The following is a 25,076-nucleotide window of genomic DNA, read 5'->3' as shown; positions in this document are numbered from 1 at the left end:
GGCTTGCTCGGCGCCGCGCTGCAACGGATCGCCGACCGCGGGGGCCCACCCTGGTCGATCGCCGCCACCGCAGCGGCCACCTGGGTATCGGTGGGCGGAACATCGTTGGCGCGCACCGGCTTGGCGATGTCGGAACTGCTGGAACGCGGGGACGTCGAGGCCGCGCGCCGGCTGCTGCCGTCGCTGTGCGGGCGCGATCCGGCCACGCTGGACGGCGCCGGCCTCACGCGTGCGTCGCTGGAATCGATCGCGGAGAACACGTCCGACGCCCAGGTGGCGCCGCTGCTGTGGCGGCGATCGACCAGGGTGGGCCCCCGCGGTCGGCGATCCGTTGCAGCGCGGCGCCGAGCAAGCCGACGGCCCCGACCAGCGCCCCGACGTGCACCGCCCCCGCGGCCCTGCTGTCGCGGTAGGTCACCCGCTCCACACCGGCGGCGACCCGCCCGAAGGCCGCGACCGGATGCCCCCGCACCGGGTCGCCCAGCGCGACGTCGGCAAGGTAGCCGGCCAGCACGCCGGCCAACCGGGTCCGGGTCGCCAACACCCTGGCAGCGTCTCACACGGGGCGCGCCGGCCAGACGAGCCTTGGCGCGGCCTACGCCATGGCGAAGACGGCCGCGACGATCACCACGGCGATCAGCAAGCCGATCACCCACCACATCAGTAGGGATGATTCGAGGGCGCCCGTCGACACGGCCGCCCGGTGGCGCGGCGGCCCGGAGGCCGAGACGCCGAATTGGGTACTCATCTGCCCAGGCGTGCCCGTTTTCGGCCGGTTATAACGTCTCGGCCCTCGGTCGTGGGAGTACATGGTTGACTCAGCGACATGGCGTCGTCCGCGATGAAGCGGCCCGCGACCCGGGTCGCCGACCTGTTGAACCCGGCGGCACTGCTGCTCCCGGCCGCGAACGTGATCATGCAGTTGTCCCTACCCGGCGTCGGGTACGGCGTGCTGGAAAGCCCGGTGGACAGCGGCAACGTGTACAAGCATCCGTTCAAGCGGGCCCGCACCACCGGCACCTACCTCGCGGTCGCCACGATCGGGACCGAGTCCGACCGCGCTTTGATCCGCGGCGCCGTCGACATCGCGCACCGGCAGGTCCGATCCACGTCATCAAGCCCGGTGTCCTACAACGCTTTCGACCCCAAGCTGCAGCTGTGGGTGGCCTCGTGTCTGTACCGCTATTTCATCGACCAGCACGAGTTCCTGCACGGCCCGCTCGACCCGAATGATCCGGCCACCGCCGACGCCGTCTACCTCGACGCCAAGCGGCTGGCCACCACGCTGCAGGTGCCCGATCGCATGTGGCCGCCGGACCGGGCGGCGTTCGACGAGTACTGGAAGCACACGCTCGACGAGCTGCGCATCGACCCTCCGGTACGGGAGCATCTGCGCGGCGTGGCGTCGCTGGCGTTCCTGCCGTGGCCGTTGCGAGTCTTGGCGGGGCCGTTCAACCTCTTTGCGACGACGGGGTTTTTGGCTCCGGAGTTTCGCGCGCTGATGCAGCTGGACTGGTCCCCCGGCCAACAGCGCCGGTTCGAGTGGCTGCTGTCCGCGCTGCGGCTGGCAGACCTCTTCCTGCCGCACGGGATCTGGCTCCTCGGATATCAGATCTACTTGTGGGACATGCGTTTTCGGGCGCGGCGCGGCCGGCGGATCGTCTAGGCCCGCACCGTCGCGAAGAACGCGCCCACGTCCTCGACGAACAGCTCGGGCTGCTCGAACGCGGCGAAGTGCCCGCCGCGCTCCATGGTCGTCCAGTGCGTGATGTTGTAGACCGGCTCGCACCAGCTTCTGGGCGTCTTCAGCAGCTCGCCCGGGAAAGCCGCGACGCCCGTGGGCATTTCGACGCGGCCCAGCTGACCAAAGACCCTGAAGCTCTCCCAGTACAGGCGGGCCGACGACGCGCCGGTGTTGTTCACCCAATAGAGCATCACGTTGTCCAGCAGCTCGTCTCGGGTGAACACATTCTCCGGGTGACCGTCGCAATCGGCCCACGCCCAGAACTTCTCGACGATCCACGCCATTTGCCCCACCGGCGAATCGGCCAGCCCGTAGCCCAGCGTTTGCGGCCGGGTGGACTGCTGCTTGGAATAGCCGGTGCTCCACTCGCGGTGCTCGGCCATTGCGGCCATTGCCCGCTGCTCCTCTTCGGTCGGGTTCTTGAGCGACTCCGGGGTGGGCCGCCCGATCGGCATGTTGAGGTGGATGCCCGCGCAGTGGCCGCCGTTCCGGCCGATCTGGGTGGTCACGGCGGCGCCCCAGTCGCCGCCCTGGGCGCCGTAGCGGTCGTAGCCCAGGCGCAGCATCAACGTCTCCCAGGCCTCGGCGATCTTCTGCACGCCCCAGCCCGTGCGCGTCGGCTTGCCGGAAAACCCGTATCCCGGCAGCGACGGGCAGATCACGTGGAAGGCGTCCTCGGCGCGCCCGGACGTCGGATTGGTCAGCGGCTCGATCACCTTGTGGAACTCCACGATCGAGCCGGGCCAGCCGTGGGTGATCAGCAGCGGGAACGCGTCGTCGTGCGGCGACCGGTGGTGGACGAAATGAATGTCCAGCCCGTCGATCTCGGTGATGAACTGGTCGAAGCGGTTGAGCGCGTCCTCGCGGGAGCGCCAGTCGTACTCGTCGGCCCAATAGCCGGCCAGTTCGCGGGTGTAGGCCAGCGGCATGCCCTGGCTCCAGTCGTCCACGCACTCGGCTTCCGGCCAGCGGGTGCGGGTCAGCCGCGATTGCAGGTCGTCCAGGACGTCGTCGGGGACGTCGATGCGAAACGGTTCCACGGGTTCGACATTCACGCCCCTGAGGCTGCCACACCAGGGCGAGCCATAGAAGTCGATCGACAGCCGAGCCATGTGCCATCATTCGGGCGTGTCCCTTCGTGCCCGCGCCGCGGCCGCCTGGCACATTCTCGGACCCGGGTTTGTCACCGGGTCGTCCGACGACGATCCATCGGGCATTCAGACCTATAGCCAGACCGGTGCCCAATTCGGCTACGCCCAGCTGTGGGTGGCCGCATGGACGTACCCGTTCATGGGTGCGATCCAAGAAATCTGCGGACGGATCGGCATGGTCACCGGCCGCGGGCTGGCGGCGGTGCTGCGCGAGCACTATTCGCGCCGCGTGCTCTACGTGGCCGTGTCGCTGCTGTTGGTCGCCAACACGGTCAATGTCGGTGCCGACCTCGGCGCGATGGCGGCAACCGGTCAGTTGCTCGTTCACGCCCCGCTGCTGGCATGGTTGGCGGTGATCGTCGGGATTTCGCTGGCGCTGCAGATTTCAGTGCCCTACCCGGCTTACGCGCGGTTCCTCAAGTATGTCTGCCTGAGCCTGTTGGCCTACGTCGTGGCGGCGTTCGTCGTCCACCATCCGTGGTGGCCCACGGTGGCGCTCAGCGCGTTCACACCGCATTTCGAATGGTCGCGCGACTATGCGCTGAACATCGTGGCGGTGCTCGGCACCACGATCACGCCCTACTGCTTTTTCTGGGAGGCCGACCAGGAGGCCGAGGAGGATTTCGCCCGCGGGCGGATGAAGTTCTACGGCAAGGGCGTCCCGGTTGTGGTCGAAAGCGATATCCGCGGCATGCGCGCCGACACCGCCGTCGGAATGGGCTTCTCCAACATCGTGCAGTTCTTCATCATCCTGACCTGCGCGTCCGTGCTGCACCCGGCGGGCGTGGTGTCGGTGGACACCCCCGACCAGGCGGCACTGGCCCTGCGGCCGCTGGCCGGCGATCTGACCTATCTGCTGTTCGCGGTGGGGATCATCGGCGTCGGCTTCCTGGCCGTGCCGACGCTGAGCGGCTCGGCCTCCTACGCGCTGTCCGAAGCGCTGGGCTGGAAAGCGGGCCTGGGCTACACATTCCGCGAGGCGCGCGCCTTCTACGTGGTGATCGCCCTGGCCACGCTCGTGGGCGTGGGGCTGAACTTCATCGGGATTCCCCCGTTCCGGATGCTGTATTACGCCGCCGCGGTCAATGGCGTGCTTGCCCCGCCCTTGATGGCGATGATCACGCTGGTCGGCAACAACCGGGCAATCATGGGGCGGCACACCAACAACGGGTTCGCCAACGTGATGGGATGGGCGATCGTCGCGATCATGGGCGTGTGCGCCCTGGCCCTGATCGCGTCGCTGATCGTCGGGCCGTGACCAAAATGAATGCCGACGAGTTCGATGGTGGGCGCGGACGGTATCGAACCGCCGACCGCTGGTGTGTAAAACCAGAGCTCTACCACTGAGCTACGCGCCCGTGCCCGAGGCAGGCTACACGCACAACGCCCGAGTACCCAAAACTCTCAGCCCCGCAAAGCCGCCAGCGCGTCGGTCCACAGCCGCTGGTTGCGGGATTCGCCGGGTTGTTTCATCTCCGCGAACCGGATCACGCCGGAACGGTCGATGACGAAGGTGCCGCGGTTGGGGTAGCCGGCCTCGTCGTTGAATACGCCGTAGGCCTGGCTGACCTCTCCGTGCGGCCAGAAGTCTGACAGCACCGGGAACGTGAATCCGCTCTCCAGCGACCAGATCCGGTGCGTGGGCGGCGGTCCCACCGAGATGGCCAGTGCCGCGCTGTCGTCGTTCTCGAAGTCGGGCAGGTGATCGCGAAGCTGATCCAGCTCGCCCTGGCAGATGCCGGTGAAGGCCAGCGGGAAGAAGACCAACAGGACGTTCTTGGCGCCGCGGTAGGCGCTCAGGCTGACCCGCTGTTGGTTCTGGTCGCGCAGTGTGAAGTCCGGGGCGGTGGCGCCGACGGGCAGCATCAACGCTTCCCGGCTCGGGACTTCGGCTGCACCAGTCGGCTGGCGCTCCAGTCGCCCAGGTTGACCGAGGAGGTCGGCATCAGGCCGGCGGTGGGAGCGGCCTCGGCGATCTCGGCGGGCAGCACGTGGCCGGGCTTGCCGGTCTTGGGCGTCAGCACCCAGATCACGCCGTCCTCGGCCAGCGGGCCGATCGCGTCCATCAGGGTGTCGACCAGGTCGCCGTCCCCGTCGCGCCACCACAGCAGGACGACGTCGACCACCTCGTCGGTGTCCTCGTCGAGCAACTCGGCGCCGCACGCGTCCTCCACGTCAGCGCGGATTTCGTCGTCGGCGTCCTCGTCCCAGCCCCATTCCTGGACAACTTGGTCTCGTTGGATGCCCAGTTTGCGAGCGTAGCTCGAGGCGTTATCCGCCGCGACCACCGTGGAGCCTCCTTAAACCGTCCAGCGCCGTGCGATGGGGATTATCGTCGCACAGCCTCAACCGCGTCGACACCCGCGCCTCACGAGGCGCCTCAGAAGGACGCCAGGCAAAGTTTGAGTGCCTTCGTCTTGGCGTCGTTGAGCCGGTCCACCCGCCGGTTGAATTCCCCCGTCGCCGCGTGGGTGCCGATCGCGTTGGCCACCCCGCGGGCCGCGTCGATATACGAGTTGAACGCGTCCTTCAGCTGCTGGGACAGCGCATCGTTGAAGCTGTTGCTGACCGTGTCGGCGCTGTTGTTCAGCGCGTCGATGGCGGGGCCCTCCGTGGGACCGGTGCCGCGGCCCGCGTTGAACGCGCCGACGAAGATGTTCACCTTGTCGATCGCGTCCTTGCTCGTCGTGGCCAGGTTGTCGCACGAGGTGCGCACCGCCCGGGTGGTCAGCGACTGCTGCCGCTGCGACTCGCGGACCCGCGAGGTCGCCGACGACGCGGACACCGACGCGGACACCGACTGCCGATAAGCCGGGGCCACCTGCGTGTCGGGTCCGGCCGTGCCGTTGGTGACGGTGGTACACCCCACGATCCCCATCAGCGTCGCCGCGATACACCCGAGCGCCAGAGCGCCTCGCCTGGGAAAGCTCCCCGCAAGTACGGCACGCCATCCGATGAGCACGGCTCCTGACGTTACCGGTTGGCTTTGCCGATCGTCCCGCTACGCACGAGTTCGTGTCGGCCGGGTGAACCCGTGCCAGCTACCCGACGTCGGCTAGCCCCGCCAGACGCCGGTGCGGCACGATAGAGGGAGACGGTGCGCAGCACCCCGAGGGCACAAGCCCCGCCAACTACAGGAGCAGTGCGTTGACAACCGAGTTCGCACGCCACGATCTGGCCAAAACCCCTAGCAGCGCAAGCGAACCCGACCGCGTTCGGGTGATTCGCGAAGGCGTCGCGTCGTACCTGCCCGACATCGACCCCGAAGAGACCTCGGAGTGGCTGGAGTCGTTCGACGAACTGCTGGAGCGCTCCGGGCCGGCGCGGGCGCGGTACCTGATGCTGCGGCTGCTGGAACGGGCCGGCGACCAGCGCGTGGCCATCCCGTCACTCACGTCAACCGATTACGTCAACACGATCCCGACGGAACTGGAACCGTGGTTCCCCGGCGACGAGGACGTCGAACGGCGCTTCCGGGCGTGGATCCGGTGGAACGCCGCCATCATGGTGCACCGCGCCCAGCGCCCGGGAGTCGGCGTGGGCGGCCACATTTCGACCTACGCCTCGTCGGCCGCGCTGTACGAGGTCGGCTTCAACCACTTCTTCCGGGGCAAATCGCATCCCGGCGGCGGCGACCAGATTTTCATCCAGGGCCACGCGTCCCCCGGGATTTATGCGCGCGCGTTCCTCGAAGGGCGGCTCAGCGAGGATCGGCTCGATGGCTTCCGCCAGGAACACAGCCATGCCGGCGGTGGGCTGCCGTCCTACCCGCACCCGCGCCTGATGCCCGACTTCTGGGAGTTCCCCACCGTGTCCATGGGCCTGGGCCCGCTCAACGCCATCTACCAGGCGCGGTTCAACCACTACCTGCACGACCGGGGCATCAAGGACACCTCCGACCAGCACGTGTGGTGCTTCCTGGGCGACGGTGAGATGGACGAGCCGGAGAGCCGCGGGCTGGCGCACGTCGGGGCGCTCGAGGGCCTGGACAACCTGACGTTCGTCATCAACTGCAACCTGCAGCGCCTCGACGGGCCGGTGCGCGGGAACGGCAAGATCATCCAGGAACTGGAGTCGTTCTTCCGCGGGGCGGGATGGAACGTCATCAAGGTGGTCTGGGGCCGCGAGTGGGACGCCCTGCTGCACGCCGACCGCGACGGCGCGCTGGTGAACCTGATGAACACCACCCCGGACGGCGACTACCAGACATATAAGGCCAACGACGGCGCCTACGTGCGCGACCACTTCTTCGGGCGCGACCCGCGCACCAAGGCGCTCGTCGAGAACATGACCGATTCCGAGATCTGGAATCTCAAGCGCGGCGGCCACGACTACCGCAAGGTGTACGCCGCCTACCGCGCCGCCGTCGACCACAAGGGCCAGCCAACGGTGATCCTGGCCAAGACCATCAAGGGCTACTCGCTGGGCGCGCACTTCCAGGGCCGCAACGCCACGCACCAGATGAAAAAGCTTGCGCTGGAAGACCTTAAGTGGTTCCGCGACTCCATGCGGATCCCGATCAGCGACGCGCAGCTGGACGAGGACCCCTACCTGCCGCCCTACTACCACCCCGGCCCTGACGCGCCGGAGATCCGCTACATGCTCGACCGTCGCCGCACCCTCGGCGGCTTTCTGCCCGAGCGCCGCACCAAGGCCAAGGCGCTCAAGCTGCCCGGGCGCGAGATCTACTCCGCGCTGAAGAAGGGCTCGGGCACCCAGGAGGTCGCCACCACCATGGCGACCGTGCGCACCTTCAAGGAAGTGTTGCGGGACAAGGAGGTTGGCCCGCGAATCGTGCCGATCATTCCCGACGAGGCGCGCACGTTCGGCATGGACTCGTGGTTCCCGTCGCTGAAGATCTACAACCGCCTCGGCCAGCTGTACACCGCCGTCGACGCGGAGCTGATGCTGGCTTACAAGGAAAGCGAAGTCGGGCAGATCCTGCACGAGGGCATCAACGAGGCGGGCTCGGTGGGCTCGTTCATCGCGGCCGGCACGTCATATGCGACGCACAACGAGCCGATGATCCCGATCTACATCTTCTATTCGATGTTCGGCTTCCAGCGCACCGGCGACGGGCTGTGGGCCGCGGCCGACCAGATGACCCGCGGCTTCCTGCTCGGGGCCACCGCGGGGCGCACCACGCTGACCGGCGAGGGTCTGCAGCACGCCGACGGCCATTCGCTGCTGCTTGCCAGCACCAACCCGGCGGTGGTCGCCTACGACCCGGCCTTCGCCTACGAGATCGCCTACATCGTCGAAAGCGGGCTGGCGCGGATGTTCGGGGACAACCCCGAAGACGTGTACTTCTACATCACCGTCTACAACGAGCCGTACGTGCAGCCGCCGGAGCCGGAGAACTTCGATCCGGAGGGCGTGTTGCGGGGCATCTACCGCTACCGCGCCGCCACCGAACAGCGCGCGAACACCGCCCAGATCCTGGCCTCGGGCGTCGCCATGCCGGACGCGCTGCGGGCGGCCGAGATGCTGGCCGCCGAGTGGGACGTCGCCGCCGACGTCTGGTCGGTGACCAGCTGGGGCGAACTCAACCGCGACGGCGTGGCCGTCGAGAGGGCGAAGCTGCGTCACCCCGACCGGCCCGCCGGGACCGCCTACGTCACCCAGGCCCTGTCGAACGCCGCCGGCCCGGTGATCGCCGTGTCGGACTGGATGCGCGCCGTCCCCGAGCAGATCCGGCCATGGGTGCCCGGCACCTTCGTCACCCTGGGCACCGACGGGTTCGGTTTCTCGGACACCCGGCCCGCCGCGCGCCGCTATTTCAACACCGACGCCGAGTCGCAGGTGGTCGCGGTGCTGGAAGCGTTGGCGCGCGACGGCGAAATCGACCCCTCGGTTCCGGTCGCGGCCGCCCGCCAGTACAAGATCGATGACGTGCAGGCCGCCCGCGGGCAGAGCGCCGAGGCGGGGACGGCCACGTAGCGGGGTTTCGCTGGGACGCGAGCGCCCGGCCAGCCGGGCGGCGGGACGTGAGCATGCGGCCAGCCGCACATTCGGCGTCGAGCGTGCGGCTGGCCGCACACTCGACCGCGGCGCACAGCGCACCTCGCCGACGCTTTGGCGGTAACTTCCAAAAAGTGGCGTAGGTTTTAGGGGTGAATGACAACCCGTTCGCCGGCCCCTTCGCCAAGCAGCCCCGGTCGCCGCTCGAACTTCTGGACACCGTGCCGGATTCGGTCCTGCGCCGGTTGAAGCAGTACTCCGGCCGGCTGGCCACCGAGGCGGTCTCGGTGATGCAGGACCGGTTGCCGTTCTTTGCCGACCTGGAGGCCTCCCAGCGGGCCAGCGTCGCCCTGGTGGTGCAAACGGCGATCAACAACTTCGTCGAATGGATGCAGGACCCCCACAGCAACGTCAGCTACACCGCGCAGGCCTTCGAGCTGGTGCCCCAGGACCTCGCCCGCCGGATCGCGTTGCGGCACAGCGTGGACATGGTGCGCGTCACCATGGAGTTCTTCGAAGAGGTGCTGCCGCTGGTGGCCCGCTCCGAAGAGCAGCTGACCGCCCTGACCGTGGGCGTCCTGAAGTACAGCCGCGACCTGGCCTTCACCTCGGCCTCGGCCTACGCGAACGCGGCCGAGGCGCGCGGCACCTGGGACAGCCGGATGGAGGCCAGCGTCGTCGACGCGGTGGTCCGCGGCGACACCGGCCCGGAGCTGTTGTCCCGGGCCGCGGCGCTCAACTGGGACACCACCGCCCCCGCGACGGTCGTGGTCGGGGTCCCCGCGCCGGGCCCCGGCGGATCGACGGGACCGGGCGACGACCAGCGGGCCAGCCAGCACGTCCGCGACATCGCCGCCCGGCACGGCCGCGCCGCCCTCACCGATGTGCACGGCACCTGGCTGGTCGCTGTCGTATCGGGCCAACTGTCGCCCACCGACAAATTCCTCGGCGACTTGCTGGAGGCGTTCTCCGACGGCCCGGTGGTCATCGGGCCGACGGCGCCCATGCTGACCGCGGCCTACCACAGCGCCAGCGAGGCGATCTCCGGGATGAACGCCGTCGGCGGCTGGCGGGGGGCGCCCCGCCCCGTGCCGGCGCGCGAACTCCTGCCCGAACGCGCCCTGATGGGGGACGCCTCGGCGATCGTGGCGTTGCACACCGACGTCATGGGGCCGTTGGCCGCGGCGGGCCCCACGCTCATCGAGACCCTTGACGCTTACTTAGATTGTGGCGGCGCGATTGAAGCTTGTGCCAGAAAGTTGTTCGTTCATCCAAACACCGTCCGCTACCGGCTCAAGCGGGTCACCGACTTCACGGGGCGCGATCCCACGCAGCCCCGCGACGCGTATGTGCTGCGAGTGGCGGCGACGGTTGGCCAGCTCAACTACCCCACCGCTCCCGCTAGCGTCGGCACCAACGCGATGCCGCCGGTTCCGCTGCCGGTCAGGGCCGCTATTGGGGGTCAATCCGAGGCACAGTGACCCAGGCCACAGATCGCGGCGCGGTATCGAACATGTAGCTTACGGAGCTATTTTGTGGGGACTACACAAAAACCTAAGACGAGGTTCATAATCTGTTACACCCGCCAAAACCGTTTCCACAGTGTTCTCTTAAACACGTGATCGCATTGCTTGCGCCCGGACAGGGTTCGCAGACCGAGGGGATGCTCTCGCCGTGGCTCGACCTGCCGGGTGCCGCGGACCAGCTCGACCTGTGGTCGAAGGCCAGCGGCCTCGACCTGGTCCGGCTGGGCACCACCGCGTCGACCGAGGAGATCACCGACACCGCGGTCACCCAGCCCCTGGTCGTGGCGGCCACCCTGCTGGCCCACCAGGAGCTCACCAAGCGCGGCCTGCTGTCGTCCGCGGAACTCATCGTGGCCGGCCACTCCGTCGGCGAGATCGCGGCCTACGCGATCGCCGGTGTGATGGCCGCCGATGACGCCGTCGCGCTGGCCGCCACCCGCGGCGCCGAAATGGCCAAGGCCTGTGCCATCGAGCCGACCGGCATGTCCGCGGTGCTCGGCGGTGACGAGGCCGAGGTGTTGGCCCGCCTCGAGCAGCTCGACCTGTTCCCCGCCAACCGCAACGCCGTCGGCCAGATCGTCGCCGCCGGCCCGCTGACGGCGCTGGAGAAGCTGGCCGAGGACCCGCCGGCCAAGGCCCGCGTCCGCGCCCTCGGGGTGGCCGGGGCGTTCCACACCAAGTACATGGCTCCGGCCCTCGACCGCTACGCCGCCGCGGCAGCCGCGGTCGCGACCGCCGAGCCCACCGCCACGCTGCTGTCCAACCGCGACGGGCAGCCCGTCGCCTCGGCGGCGGCGGCGATGGACGCGCTGGTCGCTCAGCTCACCCAGCCGGTGCGCTGGGACCTGTGCACGGCCACCATGCGTGACCGGGAAATCACGGCGGCGGTGGAGTTCCCCCCTGCGGGCACTCTGACCGGAATCGCCAAACGCGAACTTCGGGGGGTTACGACCCGCGCCGTCAAAGCACCCGCAGACCTGGACGCACTGGCCGAACTCTAAAAGCCGCTTCCAGTACAACCACATACCGCTCTAAAGAACATTCTGTTCGATCAACACAACACATTACGAAGGGAAGAGGCTGTGGCCGTCACTCAAGAAGAAATCATTGCCGGTATTGCGGAGATCATCGAAGAGGTCACCGGTATCGAGCCGTCCGAGGTCACCCCGGAGAAGTCGTTCGTCGACGACCTGGACATCGACTCGCTGTCGATGGTTGAGATCGCGGTGCAGACCGAGGACAAGTACGGCGTGAAGATCCCGGACGAGGACCTCGCCGGTCTGCGCACCGTCGGTGACGTCGTCGCCTACATCCAGAAGCTCGAGGAAGAAGACCCCGAAGCCGCCGCAGCGCTGCGCGCCAAGCTGGAGTCGGAGAACCCCGACGCCGTTGCCAACGTCAAGGCGAGGCTGGAAGCGGACAAGTGAGCAAGCCTTCCACTGCCAATGGCGGTTACCCCAGCGTTGTGGTAACCGCCGTCACGGCGACGACATCGATCGCGCCGGACATCGAGAGCACGTGGAAGGGTCTGTTGGCCGGCGAAAGCGGCATCCACGTACTCGAAGACGAGTTCGTCACCAAGTGGGACCTGCCCGTCAAGATTGGCGGTCACCTCAAGGAGCCCATCGACGAGCACATGAGCAGGCTCGACCTGCGGCGTATGTCCTACGTCCAACGGTTGGCCAAGATGCTCAGCACTCAGCTCTGGGAATCCGCCGGCAGCCCGGAGGTCGACCCCGACCGGTTCTCGGTCGTGGTCGGCACCGGTCTGGGTGGCGCCGAGCGGATCGTGGAGAGCTACGACCTGATGAACGAGGGTGGCCCCCGCAAGGTGTCGCCGCTGGCCGTTCAGATGATCATGCCCAACGGCGCCGCGGCGGTGGTGGGCCTGCAGCTGGGCGCCCGGGCCGGGGTGATCACCCCGGTGTCGGCGTGCTCGTCCGGCTCGGAGGCGATCGCGCACGCGTGGCGCCAGATCGCAATGGGTGACGCCGACTTCGCCGTCTGCGGCGGTGTCGAGGGTCCCATCGAGGCGCTGCCCATCGCGGCGTTCTCCATGATGCGGGCCATGTCCACTCGCAACGACGAGCCCGAGCGTGCATCGAGGCCGTTCGACAAGGACCGCGACGGCTTCGTGTTCGGTGAGGCCGGGGCCTTGATGATCATCGAGACCGAAGAGCACGCCAAGGCCCGCGGCGCCAAGCCGCTGGCCCGGTTGATGGGTGCCGGCATCACGTCGGACGCGTTCCACATGGTCGCGCCGGCGGCGGACGGCGTGCGCGCCGGCCGGGCGATGCAACGGTCACTCGAGTTGGCTGGCTTGTCCCCCAAGGACATTGACCACGTCAACGCCCACGGGACGGCGACGCCGATCGGCGACACAGCCGAGGCGAACGCCATCCGGGTCGCCGGCTGCGAGCAAGCAGCGGTGTACGCGCCGAAGTCGGCGCTGGGCCACTCCATCGGCGCGGTCGGCGCGCTGGAATCTGTTCTCACGGTATTGAGCCTTCGGGACGGCGTGATACCGCCAACACTGAATTACGAAACGCCAGACCCTGAGATCGACCTTGATGTTGTCGCGGGCGAACCTCGCTACGGCGATTTCCGTTACGCGATCAACAACTCGTTCGGCTTCGGTGGTCACAACGTGGCGCTCGCCTTCGGGCGGTACTGAGCACGATGTCCGGTGACGACGCGGGCCGCAAGCGGCCCGAGGAGGAACCGGACAAGTACGGAAGGAACGTTCGCAAGACCCATGACAGAGCTGGTTACCGGGAAGACACTCCCGAACGTGGTCGTCACTGGCGTCGCCATGACGACCGCGCTGGCCACTGACGCCGAAAACACCTGGAAGCTGTTGCTGGACGGCCAAAGTGGTATCCGCAGGCTCGAGGACCCGTTCGTCGAGGAGTTCGACCTGCCGGTGAAGATCGGCGGGCACCTGTTAGAGGAATTCGACAGTCAGATGACCCGCGTCGAGCTGCGCCGGACGGGTTATCTGCAACGGATGTCCACCATCTTGAGCCGACGGGTCTGGGAGAACGCCGGCTCGCCGGAGGTCGATTCCGACCGCTTGCTGGTGTCGATCGGCACCGGCCTGGGCTCGTCGGAGGAGATGGTCTTCAGCTACGACGACATGCGCGCCCGTGGCATGAAGGCCGTCTCTCCGCTGGGTGTGCAGAAGTACATGCCCAACGGCGCCGCCGCGGCGGTGGGCCTGGAACGGCACGCCAAGGCCGGCGTGATCACGCCGGTGTCGGCGTGCGCGTCCGGTTCCGAGGGTGTCGCCCAGGCCTGGCGCAACATCGTTTTCGGTGAGGCCGACATCGCTATCTGCGGTGGGGTCGAGACCAAGATCGAAGCGGTGCCGATCGCGGCCTTCGCCCAGATGCGCATCGTGATGTCGACGAAGAACGACGACCCGGCGGGCGCGTGCCGCCCGTTCGACCGGGATCGCACCGGCTTCGTGTTCGGCGAGGCGGGCGCGCTCATGGTGATCGAGACCGAGGAGCACGCCAAGGCTCGTGGGGCCAACATCCTGGCCCGGATCATGGGTGCCAGCATCACTTCGGACGGTTACCACATGGTGGCGCCGGATCCCAACGGGCTCCGGGCCGGGTATGCGATGAGCCGGGCGATTCAGCTGGCCGGCCTGACTCCTGGCGACATCGACCACGTTAACGCGCACGCCACCGGCACTTCGGTGGGTGACGTCGCGGAGAGCAAGGCGATCGGCAACGCGTTGGGTAGCCACAAGCCGGCGGTGTACGCACCCAAGGCGGCTCTGGGTCACTCCGTCGGCGCGGTGGGTGCGGTCGAGTCGATCCTGACGGTGCTCGCCCTGCGGGACCAGGTCGTTCCGCCGACGCTGAACCTCGAAAACCAGGATCCCGAAATCGATTTGGACGTGGTGGCGGGTAAGCCGCGGCCGGGCAACTACCAGTACGCCATCAACAACTCGTTCGGATTCGGCGGGCACAACGTCGCCATCGCCTTCGGGCGGTACTGATCAGCGCTTCCTCACCAGAGAGCACACCGGAAACAAGGAGACCTGCGATGACAATCATGGCCCCCGCGTCGGTCGGCGAGTCGCTCGACCCCAGGGACCCGTTGCTGCGTCTGAGCAACTTCTTCGACGAGGGCAGCGTCGAGCTGCTGCACGAGCGTGACCGCTCGGGTGTGCTTGCGGCGTCGGGCACCGTCAACGGCGTGCGGACCATCGCGTTCTGCACCGACGGGACCGTGATGGGCGGTGCCATGGGCGTCGAGGGCTGTGCCCACATCGTCAACGCCTATGACACCGCCATCGAGGAGCAGAGCCCCATCGTGGGCATCTGGCACTCCGGCGGGGCGCGCCTGGCCGAGGGCGTCAAGGCGTTGCACGCGGTCGGGACGGTGTTCGAGGCGATGATTCGCGCGTCCGGATATGTCCCGCAGATCTCGGTGGTCGTCGGTTTCGCCGCCGGGGGTGCGGCCTACGGCCCCGCGCTGACCGACGTCATCGTGATGGCGCCAGAAAGCCGGGTGTTCGTCACCGGGCCCGACGTGGTGCGCAGCGTCACCGGTGAGGACGTCGACATGGCATCCCTCGGCGGCCCGGAGACCCACCACAAGAAGTCCGGCGTGTGCCACATCGTCGCCGACGACGAGCTCGACGCCTACGAGCGTGGCCGCCGCCTGGTCGGATTGTTCTGCCAGCAGGGTCATTTCGACCGCAGCAGGGCCGAGGCCGGTGACACCGATATCCACGCGCTGCTGCCCGAATCGGCTCGGCGGGCCTACGACGTACGTCCGATCGTGACCGCGATCCTGGATGACGAGACGCCGTTCGACGAGTTCCAGGCCAACTGGGCGCCGTCGATGGTGATCGGGCTGGGCCGGCTGTCCGGCCGCACGGTGGGCGTCCTGGCCAACAACCCGTTGCGGCTGGGTGGCTGCCTGAACTCCGAAAGCGCCGAGAAGGCAGCACGATTCGTGCGCCTGTGCGACGCGTTCGGCATCCCGCTGATCGTGGTCGTCGATGTTCCCGGCTACCTGCCCGGCGTAGACCAGGAGTGGGGCGGCGTGGTGCGTCGCGGCGCCAAGCTGCTGCACGCGTTCGGCGAGTGCACGGTTCCGCGCGTCACACTGGTCACCCGAAAGACCTACGGCGGGGCCTACATCGCGATGAACTCCCGCTCGCTCAACGCGACCAAGGTGTACGCCTGGCCGGACGCCGAGGTGGCGGTGATGGGCGCGAAGGCCGCCGTCGGCATCCTGCACAAGAAGAAGCTGGCCGCCGCGGCCGATCACGAGCGCGAAGCGCTGCACGACCAGCTGGCCGCCGAGCACGAGAAGATCGCCGGCGGCGTGGACAGCGCCATCGAGATCGGTGTGGTCGACGAGAAGATCGACCCCTCGCACACCCGCAGCAAGCTCACCGAGGCGCTGGCCCAGGCGCCGGCACGCCGCGGGCGCCACAAGAACATTCCGCTGTAAGTCCCACCGGCGCCGCCGCACCGCTCTCCCACCATTGGGCGACCCACGGATTTGATATCACCGGCGCTATCGAATACGGCAGGGCGGTCATGATCTGCAGAGGATCTTCGTAAGCGCCTGGCGCAGTTCGCCTTCCGGGTCCGCGGGCAGCGCATCGGCACGCCAGCCGACGAAATCGTCCGGGCGGATCAACAGCGCGCCTTCGGGAGTGAGTCCGGTGACCGCCGCCCACTCGTCGCTATCGATGCGGTGGGCGGCTACCGACACTGAAGCTGCGGCGGCACACCAGCGTTCGTCGCCTGTCAGCACGGTGAAGCCGGGCCCCAGCAGGTCGAGCGTCGACACGCCGTCGCGCACCCACACGTGCGGAACCCGGGTGCCGGGCTGAGCGCGTAACTCCCCCACGAGCTGCACGGCGTCCGAATCGACCGCAGGCCCGTCGAGGCTCACCACCGCGGCCGAGCGGTATCGGTAACCGATGAGAAGTTCGAACATCGAGCACTCCTCGTCAGCCGGCAGTTGCGGGACCTCCCCGCCCGGGGACAGCACGGCCACCGTCGGGCCGGTCAGCGACTGCCGGGCGGCGAACCGCCCCACCGGGTGCCGCTCGGCCTGGTAGGTGTCCAGCAGTGCCGGATCGGCGGTCCCGTCCACCACGGCGGCCAGTTTCCAGGCCAGGTTGTGCGCACTCTGGATGGCGGTGTTGGCTCCCCCCGCCTTGAACGGCGGCATGGTGTGCGCCGAATCGCCGACGAGAAAGGTTCGACCACATTCGAATTGGTCGGCCACCTGCTCGTAGGGCTGCCAGGCCGCGACCTCGATGACGTCGATATCGATCCGCTCGCCGATCGCTTTGGTGAGCACATCGCGGCAGCGTTGCGGGGTGAACTGCTCCGAGGTCTCCCCGGTGGCGGGGAAGTACGTGGTGATGAACATCCCTAGCTCGCCGTCGACCAACAGAAAGATGCCATCAACATCAGAGTTCTTGACCTGCACGGCATCCCCGTCGGCCAACTGCGACACGAACTTCGTCCAGGGCGCGCGGAAGTAAATGAACACGACGAAGATCGGTAATGCGCCATGACCGGACGTGGTGATGCCCAGCCAGTTCCGGACCGGGCTGTGCACGCCGTCGGCAGCGACGAGGTAGTCGGCGTGGACAGTCTCGGACTCCCCGGTGTCGCGGTCGCGGACCACGGCGGTGACGCCCGCCCCGTCCTGCTCGAGCGACACGACTTCCGTCCCGTACCGCACCTCGCTACCCCGTCGGCGGGTGTCGGCGAGCAGGATCGGCTCCAGCCTGCTCTGCGGGCAGTACTGCGCGGCGGGCTCCGGGCTGAGCGCGTCAAGTCCCGCGAAGATCGAGTTGACGTCGATGGCCAGTCGTTCCTCGGCGCTGTTGAGCGTGGGCCTGACCATCATGGTCGAAACGTGGTCGGCGACCGCATGTACTTCGTCGCCGAGTCCCAGGCCGCGCAGGATTTCCAGGGTGCGGAAGCTCAGATTGCGGGCCTTCGGATAAATGAAGATCTCCCGCCGCTTCTCCACCAGTAGGGAGCGCACTCCGTGTTTGGCCAGCAGCGCCGAGGTGGCCAGGCCGGCGGCGCCGGCACCGACGATGAGCACGGGAACGCGGAGGGTCGTCATCCACAAAATGATAGTCGCTGTCATTCAGAATTGACAGTCACATTCAGTGCCACCGCGACCCGCTAACCGAACCGCGCGACGAACTCCTCCGCCACCGCCACCACGCGCTCGCGATCGGACGCGACCAATCCGATGCGCGTCCGCCGATCCAGGACGTCCGAGACGTCCAGCGCGCCCTCATGGGTGATGGCGTACTCGAATTCCGCCCGGGTGACGTCGATGCCCTCGGCCACTGGCTCGGCCGGGCGCTTGCAGCCGGCGGCGGCGACGACCTTTGCCGCCTCCGCGCCGTAGCGCCGCACCAGCGACGCCGGCAACCCGGCGACCGAGCCCGAGCCGGCCGACCCCGGGTTGCCGGGCGCGCCGATCAGCGGCAGGTCGTGGGTCCGGCACTTCGCGGCGCGCAGGTGCCGCAGGCCGATCGCCCGGTCCAGCACATCCTGTGCCATGTAGCGGTATTCGGTCAGCTTGCCGCCGATCACGCTGATGATCCCCGACGCCGACTCGACGACGGCGTGCTCGCGCGAGACGTCGGCGGTGCGGCCCTCCCCGGTGTCGATCAGCGGCCGCAGGCCCGCGTACGCCCCGATGACGTCGGCGGGGCCGAGCGCGACCCCCAACGCGGTGTTGACCGTTTCCAGCAGGAACGCGACCTCGTCCGCCGACGGGGTGGGCACGTCCGGGATCGGCCCGGGAGCATCTTCGTCGGTCAGTCCCAGGTAAACCCGGCCGAGCTGCTCGGGCATGGCGAACACGAACCGGTTGAGCTCGCCGGGTATCGGAACCGTCAGCGCCGCAGTGGGATTGCCGAAAGCCTCGGCATCGAACACCAAATGGGTGCCGCGGCTGGGTCGCAGCCGCAACAGGCCGTCGATCTCGGCCGCCCACACCCCGGCCGCGTTGATGACCGCCCGGGCCGAGACATCGAACGACTGCCCGGTGCGCTGGTCGGTCAGCCGCACCGAGGTGCCGGTGGCGTTCGAGGCCGCCACATAGGTCAGGATCCGGGCGCCGTGCTGCGCCGCGGTGCGGGCGACCGCGGTGACCAGCCGGGCGTCGTCGATCAACTGCCCGTCGTAGGCCAGGAGGCCGCCATCCAGGCCGTCACGCCGAACGGTGGGCGCCATCTGCACGACGCGCTCGGGCCCGATTCGACGCGACCGCGGCAGCGTCGACGACGACGTGCCCGCCAGCACCCGCAACGCGTCCCCCGCCAGGAATCCGGCGCGCACCAGCGCGCGCTTGCCCCGTCCCATGGACGGCAGCAACGGGACCAGTTGCGGCATCGCATGAACGAGATGAGGGGCGTTGCGGCTCATCAGGATTCCGCGTTCGATGGCGCTGCGCCGGGCGATCCCCACGTTGCCGGTCGCCAGGTAGCGCAGGCCGCCATGCACCAGCTTGGAACTCCAGCGGCTGGTGCCGAAGGCCAGGTCGTGCTTTTCCACCAGCGCCACCCGCAATCCGCGCGACGCGGCATCCAAAGCGATGCCGGCTCCCGTGATGCCGCCACCGATCACGATGACGTCCAGCGGTTCGCCGTCGGCCAGCGCCGTCAGGTCGGCCGTGCGGCGGGCGGCGTTGAGCGCGGTGGGGTCGGGTATCACGACAGGTACCCGTTCAGCGAGTAGGCGAGTTCGCCGGCCAGCGTTTCGGCGTCCAGGAGCGGTTCGACGATCTGCGCCGACTGAATGGTCGACTGGGCGATCAGCAACACCATGGTCGCCATCTGGACCGGGTCACCGGCGCGCACGCTGCCGTTGCGCTGGGCGACTCGCAGCCGGGCGGCGAGGGCGTCGATCAGCATGTGCTGGCTGGTCCCGAGGCGCTCGGTGATGTAGATCGGCGCGAGCTCGGAATGCAGCACGGACATCACGAGCCGGTCCTGGCGCAACAGATTGGCCACCGTAACGATCTGTCGCACAAGCGATTCCCGGTCGTCACCGAGCAGGGGCGCGTCCCGCATCACCTCCGTGACGTGCCGGGTCAGCAGCGCCGCCACGATCGATTGGGTGTCCGGCCAGCGCCGGTACACGGTCGGCCTGCTGACGCCCGCCCGCCGGGCGATCTCGGCGAGGGTCACCCGGTCTACCCCGTAATCGACCACACAGCTGGCCGCTGCCGCGAGGATGCGCTCTCCCGTGTCCACCGGCGCTTGAGCGTTACTGATTGACAGCATGTGTAATACTGTAACGCATGACGCAACCCGAGGGCCTCCTGCCCCCGATGAAATGGAACGCGTGGGGAGATCCCGCCGCAGCCAAGCCGCTCTCCGAGGGGATCAGGGCGCTGCTGAAACAGGCTGTGGGCGTGGAGGATTCCGCCGCGGCCGAACTCGAACTCGATCAGGTGCGCGTGCGCCCGTCGGCGTTGGCGCAGGCGCATCGCGACGCGCTGGCCGAGCTCGTCGGCGCCGCATATTGTCGCACCGACGACCGGGATCGGCTGCTGCACGCCGGCGGCAAGTCCACGATCGACCTGCTGCGCCGCAAGGACGCGGGCGTGCAGGACGCGCCCGACGCCATCCTGCTGCCGGGCGACGAGGATGCCGTCGCCACGGTCCTGCGCTACTGCTCCCACCACCGCATCGCCGTCGTTCCGTTCGGCGGCGGCACCAGCGTGGTCGGCGGTTTGGATCCCATTCGCGGTGAGTTCCCAGCCGTGGTGTCCCTCGACCTGCGCCGCCTCGATCGGCTGATCTCCCTCGACGAAGTGTCCGGCCAGGCCGTTTTCGAAGCCGGCGTCACCGGTCCGGACGCGGAGCGTTTGCTTGGCGCCCAAGGCTTTTCGCTCGGGCATTTTCCGCAGAGCTTCGAATACGCGACCATCGGCGGTTTCGCCGCGACCCGCTCGTCCGGGCAGGACTCGGCGGGCTACGGCCGGTTCAACGACATGGTGCGCGGCCTGCGCGTCGTGACCCCGGTGGGCACCATGGACCTGGGGCGTGCCCCCGAGTCCGCCGCCGGCCCCGACCTGCGCCAGCTGATGATCGGCTCCGAGGGCGCCTTCGGCGTCATCACCCAGGTGCGGCTGCGCGTGCACCGCGTCCCGGAAGCCGTTCGCCACGAAGCGTGGTCGTTCCCCGATTTCGAGACCGGGGCCGCCGCCCTGCGCGCCGTCACCCAGACTGCCACCGGCCCCACCGTCATCCGGCTTTCCGACGAGGCCGAGACGGGAGTCAACCTGGCCACCACCGAGTCGATCGGCGAAAGTCAGATCACCGGCGGCTGCCTGGCGATCACGGTGTTCGAGGGCACCGAGGAGCACGTCGAGAGCCGGCACGCCGAAACCAGCGCCCTGCTGGCGGCGCACGGCGCAACGTCGCTGGGCGCAGCGCCGGCGCGGGCGTGGGAACACGGCCGGTACGGCGCGCCGTATCTGCGCGATTCGCTGCTCTCGGCGGGCGCGCTCTGCGAGACGCTGGAGACCGCCACCGACTGGTCCAATATTTCTGCGCTCAAAGCCGCTGTAACGCAAGCCCTCACCGAGGCGCTGGCCGAGACCGGCACACCGGCGCTGGTGATGTGCCACATCTCGCACGTCTACCCCACCGGTGCGTCGTTGTACTTCACCGTCGTCGCCGGCCAGCGCGGCAACCCGATCGAACAATGGCAGGCCGCGAAAAGGGCGGCGTGCGACGCGATCATGGCCACCGGCGGCACGATCACCCACCACCACGCGGTCGGCGCCGACCACCGGCCCTGGATGGCCGACGAGGTTGGCGAGCTGGGGGTGCAAGTCTTACGCGCGGTCAAGGCGACCCTGGACCCGGCCGGAATCCTCAATCCCGGCAAGCTGATTCCATGAACCGGCGCGAGATCGCGAAAGTGATCGCGCTGACCAATCCCGTCTCCGGGCACGGCGCCGCGATCCGGGCGGCGGAGCGGGCGATCGCGCGGCTGCACCACCACGGCGTCGAGGTCGTCGAGATCATCGGCGACGACGCGCAAGACGCGCGCTACCTGGTGAGCGCGGCACTGGAAAAGGGTGCCGACGCGGTGATGGTGACCGGCGGCGACGGCGTCGTCTCCAACGCGCTGCAAGTGCTCGCGGGCACCGACATCCCTATCGGCATCGTGGCGGCGGGAACGGGTAACGACCACGCTCGCGAATTCGGGCTCCCCACAAAGGATCCGGAAGCAGCCGCGGACATCATCGTCGACGGCTGCACCGAAACCATCGACCTGGGCCGGATTCGCGGCGAAAGCGGCGTCGACAAGTGGTTCGGCACCGTGGCGGCCACCGGATTCGACTCCCTGGTGACCGACCGGGCCAACCGGATGACCTGGCCGGACGGGCGGTTGCGGTACTACCTCGCGATGCTCGCCGAGTTATCGCAGTTGCGGTTGTTGCCGTTTCGCATGGTGCTGGACGGGACGCGAGAGATCGACGCCCACATGACGCTGGCCGCCTTCGGCAACACCCGCAGCTATGGCGGGGGCATGCTGATCTGTCCCCACGCCGATCACACCGACGGCCTGCTCGACATCACCATGGTGCACTCCGCGTCGCGGACGAAGCTGGTCCGCCTGTTCCCCACCGTGATGAAAGGCACCCACGTCAATCTCTCGGAGGTGAGCACGACGCGGGCCAAGTCCGTGCACATCGAGTGCCCGGGCATCAACGTCTACGCCGACGGCGACTTCGCCTGCCCGCTGCCCGCGGAGATCAGCGCGGTTCCGGGCGCGCTACGGGTTTTGCGCCGAGCCGACGACCAATAGCAGCTCGCGGAATTTGATATCGCCCGCGATATCAAATTCGGCGGTCGCCTAATGGTCTCCGGAGAGCTAGCCGACTCCCCGGCTGAGCCAGGTCACCTCGCCGACCTCGCCGCCGTCGCGGTACGCCTCGAGGGCGTCGTCCCAAGCCGTTCCCAGGACCGTGTCCAGCTCGGCGGCCAGGGTGTCGGCGCCCTGCGCCATCAGCGCCCGCAGCCGCATCTCCCCGACCATGACGTCGCCGTTGGCGCTCATCGCCCCGCTCCACAGGCCGAGCTGCGGGGTGTGGCTGAACCGCTGGCCGTCCACTCCGGGGCTGGGGTCCTCGGTGACCTCGAACCGCAGCACGGACCAGGAGCGCAGGGCATTGGCCAGCCTGGCGCCGGTGCCGACCGGTCCGACCCAGTTGGTGACCGCGCGCAGTTGTCCGGGCATGGCCGGCTGCGGCGTCCACGTGAGGTTCGCCTTCGCCCCAAGGGTCGACGACAACGCCCACTCGACATGCGGGCATACCGCTGCCGGCGAGGCGTGCACGTACACCACGCCCGTGGTGACGTCGGCGAATTGATTCGACGCACGCATATCCTGCTCCTTCGGTTCCGCGAGGGACGTCTTCCCCAACGACCTGGCGGACCTACAAGCAGGATCTGCTAACTATTTTGTGTGTCGTGCGTGTCTATTGTGCCTTGTGATACCCGTGTTGCGCTAGTGTGCATTTTCCATCAGCCGAATTCGGCTATCACGGCATCGGAAATCGCCGGCCAGGGCCGCAGCGCCCACTCCCCGAAATCGCGGTTGGTAAGGGCCACCAGCGCCAGGTCACGTTCGGGATCTGCCCAGATGAAACCGCCCGACTGGCCGAAATGGCCGTACGTTCGCGGCGAGTTGCGGGCGCCGGTCCAGTGCGGCGATTTGGCGCCCCTGATCTCGAAACCCAGCCCCCAGTCGTTGGGCCGCTGCACGCCGTAGCCGGGCAACACACCGTCCAGACCGGGAAATTGCACCGTGGTCGCCTCGGCGTGCAGTTCGGCCGACACGGTGGACGGGCGCAGCAGGTCGACGGCGAAAGCCGCCAGGTCCGCCACCGTCGACGTGGCCCCGAACCCCGCGGCCGGCGCGCCGCCGTCCAGCCGGGTGGCGGCCATGCCCAGCGGTTCGCAGACCGCTTCGGCCAGGTAGCGGCCGAACTCGATGCCGGATTCGCGCTCGACGACCTGGGCCAGCACGGTGAAGCCGTGGTTGGAGTAGATGCGCCGCGCTCCCGGGGCGGCGAGCACGTGATCGTTGTGCAGGGCCAGGCCTGACGCGTGCGCCAGCAGGTGGCGGATCGTGGCGCCCGGCGGGCCGGCGGTGGTGTCCAGGTCGACGACACCCTCTTCGACGGCCACGTGCACTGCGCGGGCCACCAGCGGCTTGGTCACCGAGGCCAGCTCGAACACCCGCTCGGTGTCCCCGTGGCCGGCCAGCACCCCATCGGGTCCGATCACCGCCGCGGCGGCGGCCTCGACCGGCCAATCAGCCAGCGCGTCGAGGGCCGCCATCATTTCCGAGCGATGTAGTAGTTGTTGATCGGGTCCGACTCGATCTCGGCCACCCGCACGTCGTCGAACCCGGCCTCGCCGAGCATCGCGGTGGCCAGCTGTGTCCCCCAGGCGGTGCCCAGCCCCGCGCCGTCCAGCGCCAGCGACACCGTCATGCAGTGCATCAGCGACGTGGTGTACAGGTAGGTGCTCATCGGGATGCCGACGTTGTCCTCGAGCCGGCTCGACGCCTTGATGTCGGCCATCAGCAGCACGCCGCCGGGCCGCAGGGCGCGGTGGATGTTCTCCAGCACCCGCGCCGGGTGGGCCTGGTCGTGGATGGCGTCGAACACCGTGATGACGTCGTAGGCGTCCCGCCTGTCCAGCTCCGCCAGGTTGTGGCTCTCGAAGGTCGCGTTCGCCAAGCCGAGGTCAGTCGCCTCGCGGGCGCCGACGGCGATCGCCTCGTCGGAGAAGTCGATGCCGGTGAAGCGGCTGGCCGGGAACGCCCGCGCCATCACGTTGACCGCATGCCCGCTGCCGCAGCCGAAGTCCGCCACGTCGGCGCCCGAGCGCAGGCGCTCGACGAGGCCGTCGACCAGCGGCAGCACCACATCGACCAACGCGTTGTCGTAGACCACGCCGCTCTGCTCGGCCATCAGCGCGTGGAACCGGGGGAACTCGCTGTAGTGCAGGCCGCCGCCCTCGCGGTAAGTCAGGTCGGTGTGGCACACCCCGCAGGCGATGATGTCGACCAGGGCCTCGCCCGGTCCGGGGTCCGGGACGACGATGTCCACCAGCTCGACGGGCTCGCCCTTTTTTCGTGAAATCACGCCGCGCACTGTCTGACTCATGGCCACCAACCTACGGTGTACCGTCGCTGAGCATGACGGCACCTGAGACCGGTGAGGAATTCGCCGGACGAATCGCCGCGGCCATCGACGGGGCCAGCCTGACGCTGTTGCTGAGCATCGGGCACCAGACCGGTCTGCTGGACACGATGGCGGGGCTGGCCGCCGCAACCAGCGCGCAGATCGCCGAAGCGGCCGGTCTCAACGAGCGCTACGTGCGCGAGTGGCTGGCGGGCATGACGACCGGGCGCGTCGTCGACTACGACCCCGACTCCGCGACCTACTCGCTGCCCGCGCACCGCGCCGGCGTGCTGACCCGTGCCGCCGGGCCGGACAACCTGGCCCTGGTGGCCCTGTTCGTCCCGCAGCTCGCCGAAGTCGAACAGAAGATCATCGATTGCTTCCGCGAGGGCGGCGGCCTGCACTACAGCGAGTTCCCCCGGTTCCACGCGCTGATGGCCGAGCAGAGCGGCGTGGTCT

The 25,076-nt window shown here is 68.5% G+C and carries 23 protein-coding genes, 1 tRNA gene and 2 pseudogenes; 13 read left to right on the top strand and 13 right to left on the bottom strand.

Annotated elements, in window-relative coordinates; translation table 11 throughout:
• Positions 1-291, top strand: a pseudogene (locus A5709_RS27695) (cobalamin biosynthesis protein); the annotation flags it as partial.
• Here A5709_RS27695 and A5709_RS20160 read toward each other — a convergent pair.
• Both A5709_RS20160 and A5709_RS28180 read right to left on the bottom strand, forming a co-directional pair.
• Complete coding sequence (locus A5709_RS20160; protein WP_369827386.1) at positions 224-472, bottom strand: hypothetical protein; 249 nt, start codon at positions 470-472, stop codon at positions 224-226. The pseudogene A5709_RS27695 and the gene A5709_RS20160 overlap by 68 nt on opposite strands.
• A gap of 123 nt (positions 473-595) precedes the next feature.
• Positions 596-748, bottom strand: a complete 153-nt coding sequence (locus tag A5709_RS28180; protein WP_156673139.1) for a hypothetical protein — start codon at positions 746-748, stop codon at positions 596-598.
• Between the two features lie 93 nt (positions 749-841).
• Here A5709_RS28180 and A5709_RS20155 point away from each other — a divergent pair, with 93 nt between their 5' ends.
• The gene (locus A5709_RS20155) at positions 842-1,666 is read left to right on the top strand and encodes an oxygenase MpaB family protein (protein WP_068008267.1); all 825 of its coding nucleotides are present in this window, start codon (positions 842-844) and stop codon (positions 1,664-1,666) included.
• On the opposite strand, the gene A5709_RS20150 is transcribed toward A5709_RS20155, so the two are convergent.
• A complete protein-coding gene (locus tag A5709_RS20150) occupies positions 1,663-2,784 on the bottom strand; it encodes an epoxide hydrolase family protein (RefSeq protein ID WP_068121894.1) in 1,122 nt (373 codons plus the stop codon). The two genes, A5709_RS20155 and A5709_RS20150, sit on opposite strands and share 4 nt — an antisense overlap.
• An 88-nt stretch (positions 2,785-2,872) precedes the next feature.
• Between A5709_RS20150 and A5709_RS20145 the strand changes: the two genes are divergently transcribed.
• Positions 2,873-4,153, top strand: coding sequence for an NRAMP family divalent metal transporter (locus A5709_RS20145; protein ID WP_197500908.1), 1,281 nt, complete (start codon positions 2,873-2,875; stop codon positions 4,151-4,153).
• A gap of 25 nt (positions 4,154-4,178) precedes the next feature.
• Here A5709_RS20145 and A5709_RS20140 read toward each other — a convergent pair.
• The 4 genes from A5709_RS20140 to A5709_RS20125 all read right to left on the bottom strand — a co-directional run bounded on the left by A5709_RS20140 (position 4,179) and on the right by A5709_RS20125 (position 5,857).
• Positions 4,179-4,253 (bottom strand) — tRNA-Val (locus A5709_RS20140).
• Positions 4,254-4,299: 46 nt separating this feature from the next.
• Positions 4,300-4,761: a peroxiredoxin gene (locus A5709_RS20135; protein WP_067947403.1), complete on the bottom strand. Its 462-nt coding sequence runs from the start codon at positions 4,759-4,761 to the stop codon at positions 4,300-4,302.
• Entirely contained in the window at positions 4,761-5,183 is a 423-nt protein-coding gene (locus A5709_RS20130; RefSeq protein WP_068008227.1) for a DUF3052 domain-containing protein, read from the bottom strand. The genes A5709_RS20135 and A5709_RS20130 overlap by 1 nt, the downstream gene beginning before the upstream one ends.
• Positions 5,184-5,275: 92 nt before the next feature.
• A complete protein-coding gene (locus A5709_RS20125) occupies positions 5,276-5,857 on the bottom strand; it encodes a hypothetical protein (protein WP_067947402.1) in 582 nt (193 codons plus the stop codon).
• Between the two features lie 185 nt (positions 5,858-6,042).
• Between A5709_RS20125 and aceE the strand changes: the two genes are divergently transcribed.
• The 7 genes from aceE (at position 6,043) to A5709_RS20090 (ending at position 15,860) form a co-directional block, all read left to right on the top strand.
• Positions 6,043-8,835: a pyruvate dehydrogenase (acetyl-transferring), homodimeric type gene (aceE, locus tag A5709_RS20120; protein WP_068008229.1), complete on the top strand. Its 2,793-nt coding sequence runs from the start codon at positions 6,043-6,045 to the stop codon at positions 8,833-8,835.
• Positions 8,836-9,008: 173 nt separating this feature from the next.
• Positions 9,009-10,337 carry a CdaR family transcriptional regulator gene (locus tag A5709_RS20115; RefSeq protein ID WP_067947398.1) on the top strand — a complete coding sequence of 443 codons (1,329 nt, stop codon included), beginning with the start codon at positions 9,009-9,011 and terminating at the stop codon, positions 10,335-10,337.
• Between the two features lie 137 nt (positions 10,338-10,474).
• Positions 10,475-11,383, top strand: a complete 909-nt coding sequence (locus tag A5709_RS20110; RefSeq protein WP_068008232.1) for an ACP S-malonyltransferase — start codon at positions 10,475-10,477, stop codon at positions 11,381-11,383.
• 81 nt (positions 11,384-11,464) lie between these two features.
• A complete protein-coding gene (acpM, locus tag A5709_RS20105; protein WP_066949723.1) occupies positions 11,465-11,809 on the top strand; it encodes a meromycolate extension acyl carrier protein AcpM in 345 nt (114 codons plus the stop codon).
• Positions 11,806-13,056 carry a 3-oxoacyl-ACP synthase KasA gene (gene kasA / locus A5709_RS20100; protein WP_067947394.1) on the top strand — a complete coding sequence of 417 codons (1,251 nt, stop codon included), beginning with the start codon at positions 11,806-11,808 and terminating at the stop codon, positions 13,054-13,056. The genes acpM and kasA overlap by 4 nt, the downstream gene beginning before the upstream one ends.
• Before the next feature lie 81 nt (positions 13,057-13,137).
• Positions 13,138-14,391 (top strand): 3-oxoacyl-ACP synthase KasB, encoded by a 1,254-nt coding sequence (gene kasB, locus A5709_RS20095; protein ID WP_068008235.1) that lies wholly within the window; start codon positions 13,138-13,140, stop codon positions 14,389-14,391.
• A gap of 47 nt (positions 14,392-14,438) precedes the next feature.
• Positions 14,439-15,860, top strand: a complete 1,422-nt coding sequence (locus tag A5709_RS20090) for an acyl-CoA carboxylase subunit beta (protein WP_067947389.1) — start codon at positions 14,439-14,441, stop codon at positions 15,858-15,860.
• 87 nt (positions 15,861-15,947) lie between these two features.
• On the opposite strand, the gene A5709_RS20085 is transcribed toward A5709_RS20090, so the two are convergent.
• The 3 genes from A5709_RS20085 to A5709_RS20075 all read right to left on the bottom strand — a co-directional run bounded on the left by A5709_RS20085 (position 15,948) and on the right by A5709_RS20075 (position 19,686).
• The gene (locus tag A5709_RS20085) at positions 15,948-17,507 is read right to left on the bottom strand and encodes an FAD-dependent monooxygenase (protein ID WP_068121889.1); all 1,560 of its coding nucleotides are present in this window, start codon (positions 17,505-17,507) and stop codon (positions 15,948-15,950) included.
• A 62-nt stretch (positions 17,508-17,569) separates the two neighbouring features.
• Positions 17,570-19,114, bottom strand: coding sequence for a glycerol-3-phosphate dehydrogenase/oxidase (locus A5709_RS20080; RefSeq protein WP_068121887.1), 1,545 nt, complete (start codon positions 19,112-19,114; stop codon positions 17,570-17,572).
• Positions 19,111-19,686 carry a TetR/AcrR family transcriptional regulator gene (locus A5709_RS20075; RefSeq protein WP_067947383.1) on the bottom strand — a complete coding sequence of 192 codons (576 nt, stop codon included), beginning with the start codon at positions 19,684-19,686 and terminating at the stop codon, positions 19,111-19,113. Before A5709_RS20075 ends, A5709_RS20080 begins: the two co-directional genes overlap by 4 nt.
• Before the next feature lie 47 nt (positions 19,687-19,733).
• On the opposite strand from A5709_RS20075, the gene A5709_RS20070 reads away from it, so the two are divergent.
• Entirely contained in the window at positions 19,734-21,314 is a 1,581-nt protein-coding gene (locus A5709_RS20070) for an FAD-binding oxidoreductase (RefSeq protein WP_369827385.1), read from the top strand.
• Entirely contained in the window at positions 21,311-22,228 is a 918-nt protein-coding gene (locus tag A5709_RS20065) for a diacylglycerol kinase (RefSeq protein ID WP_068121880.1), read from the top strand. The genes A5709_RS20070 and A5709_RS20065 overlap by 4 nt, the downstream gene beginning before the upstream one ends.
• Before the next feature lie 66 nt (positions 22,229-22,294).
• Here the strand turns inward: A5709_RS20065 and A5709_RS20060 are convergent, their stop codons facing one another.
• From A5709_RS20060 to A5709_RS20050, 3 genes are all read right to left on the bottom strand, one after another.
• Positions 22,295-22,807, bottom strand: a complete 513-nt coding sequence (locus A5709_RS20060; protein ID WP_055405156.1) for a DUF3145 domain-containing protein — start codon at positions 22,805-22,807, stop codon at positions 22,295-22,297.
• A gap of 140 nt (positions 22,808-22,947) precedes the next feature.
• Positions 22,948-23,766, bottom strand: a complete 819-nt coding sequence (locus A5709_RS20055) for a serine hydrolase (protein ID WP_068121877.1) — start codon at positions 23,764-23,766, stop codon at positions 22,948-22,950.
• A complete protein-coding gene (locus A5709_RS20050) occupies positions 23,766-24,599 on the bottom strand; it encodes a class I SAM-dependent methyltransferase (protein WP_231987018.1) in 834 nt (277 codons plus the stop codon). Before A5709_RS20050 ends, A5709_RS20055 begins: the two co-directional genes overlap by 1 nt.
• Positions 24,600-24,631: 32 nt before the next feature.
• Here A5709_RS20050 and A5709_RS20045 point away from each other — a divergent pair.
• Positions 24,632-25,076, top strand: a pseudogene (locus A5709_RS20045) (methyltransferase); the annotation flags it as partial.

Origin of the sequence: Mycobacterium sp. E1386 (assembly GCF_001672745.1) — a bacterium.
Classification (GTDB): domain Bacteria; phylum Actinomycetota; class Actinomycetes; order Mycobacteriales; family Mycobacteriaceae; genus Mycobacterium.
The sequence above is the reverse complement of the archived record's forward strand: the minus strand, read 5'-3'. Positions and strand labels throughout refer to the sequence as shown.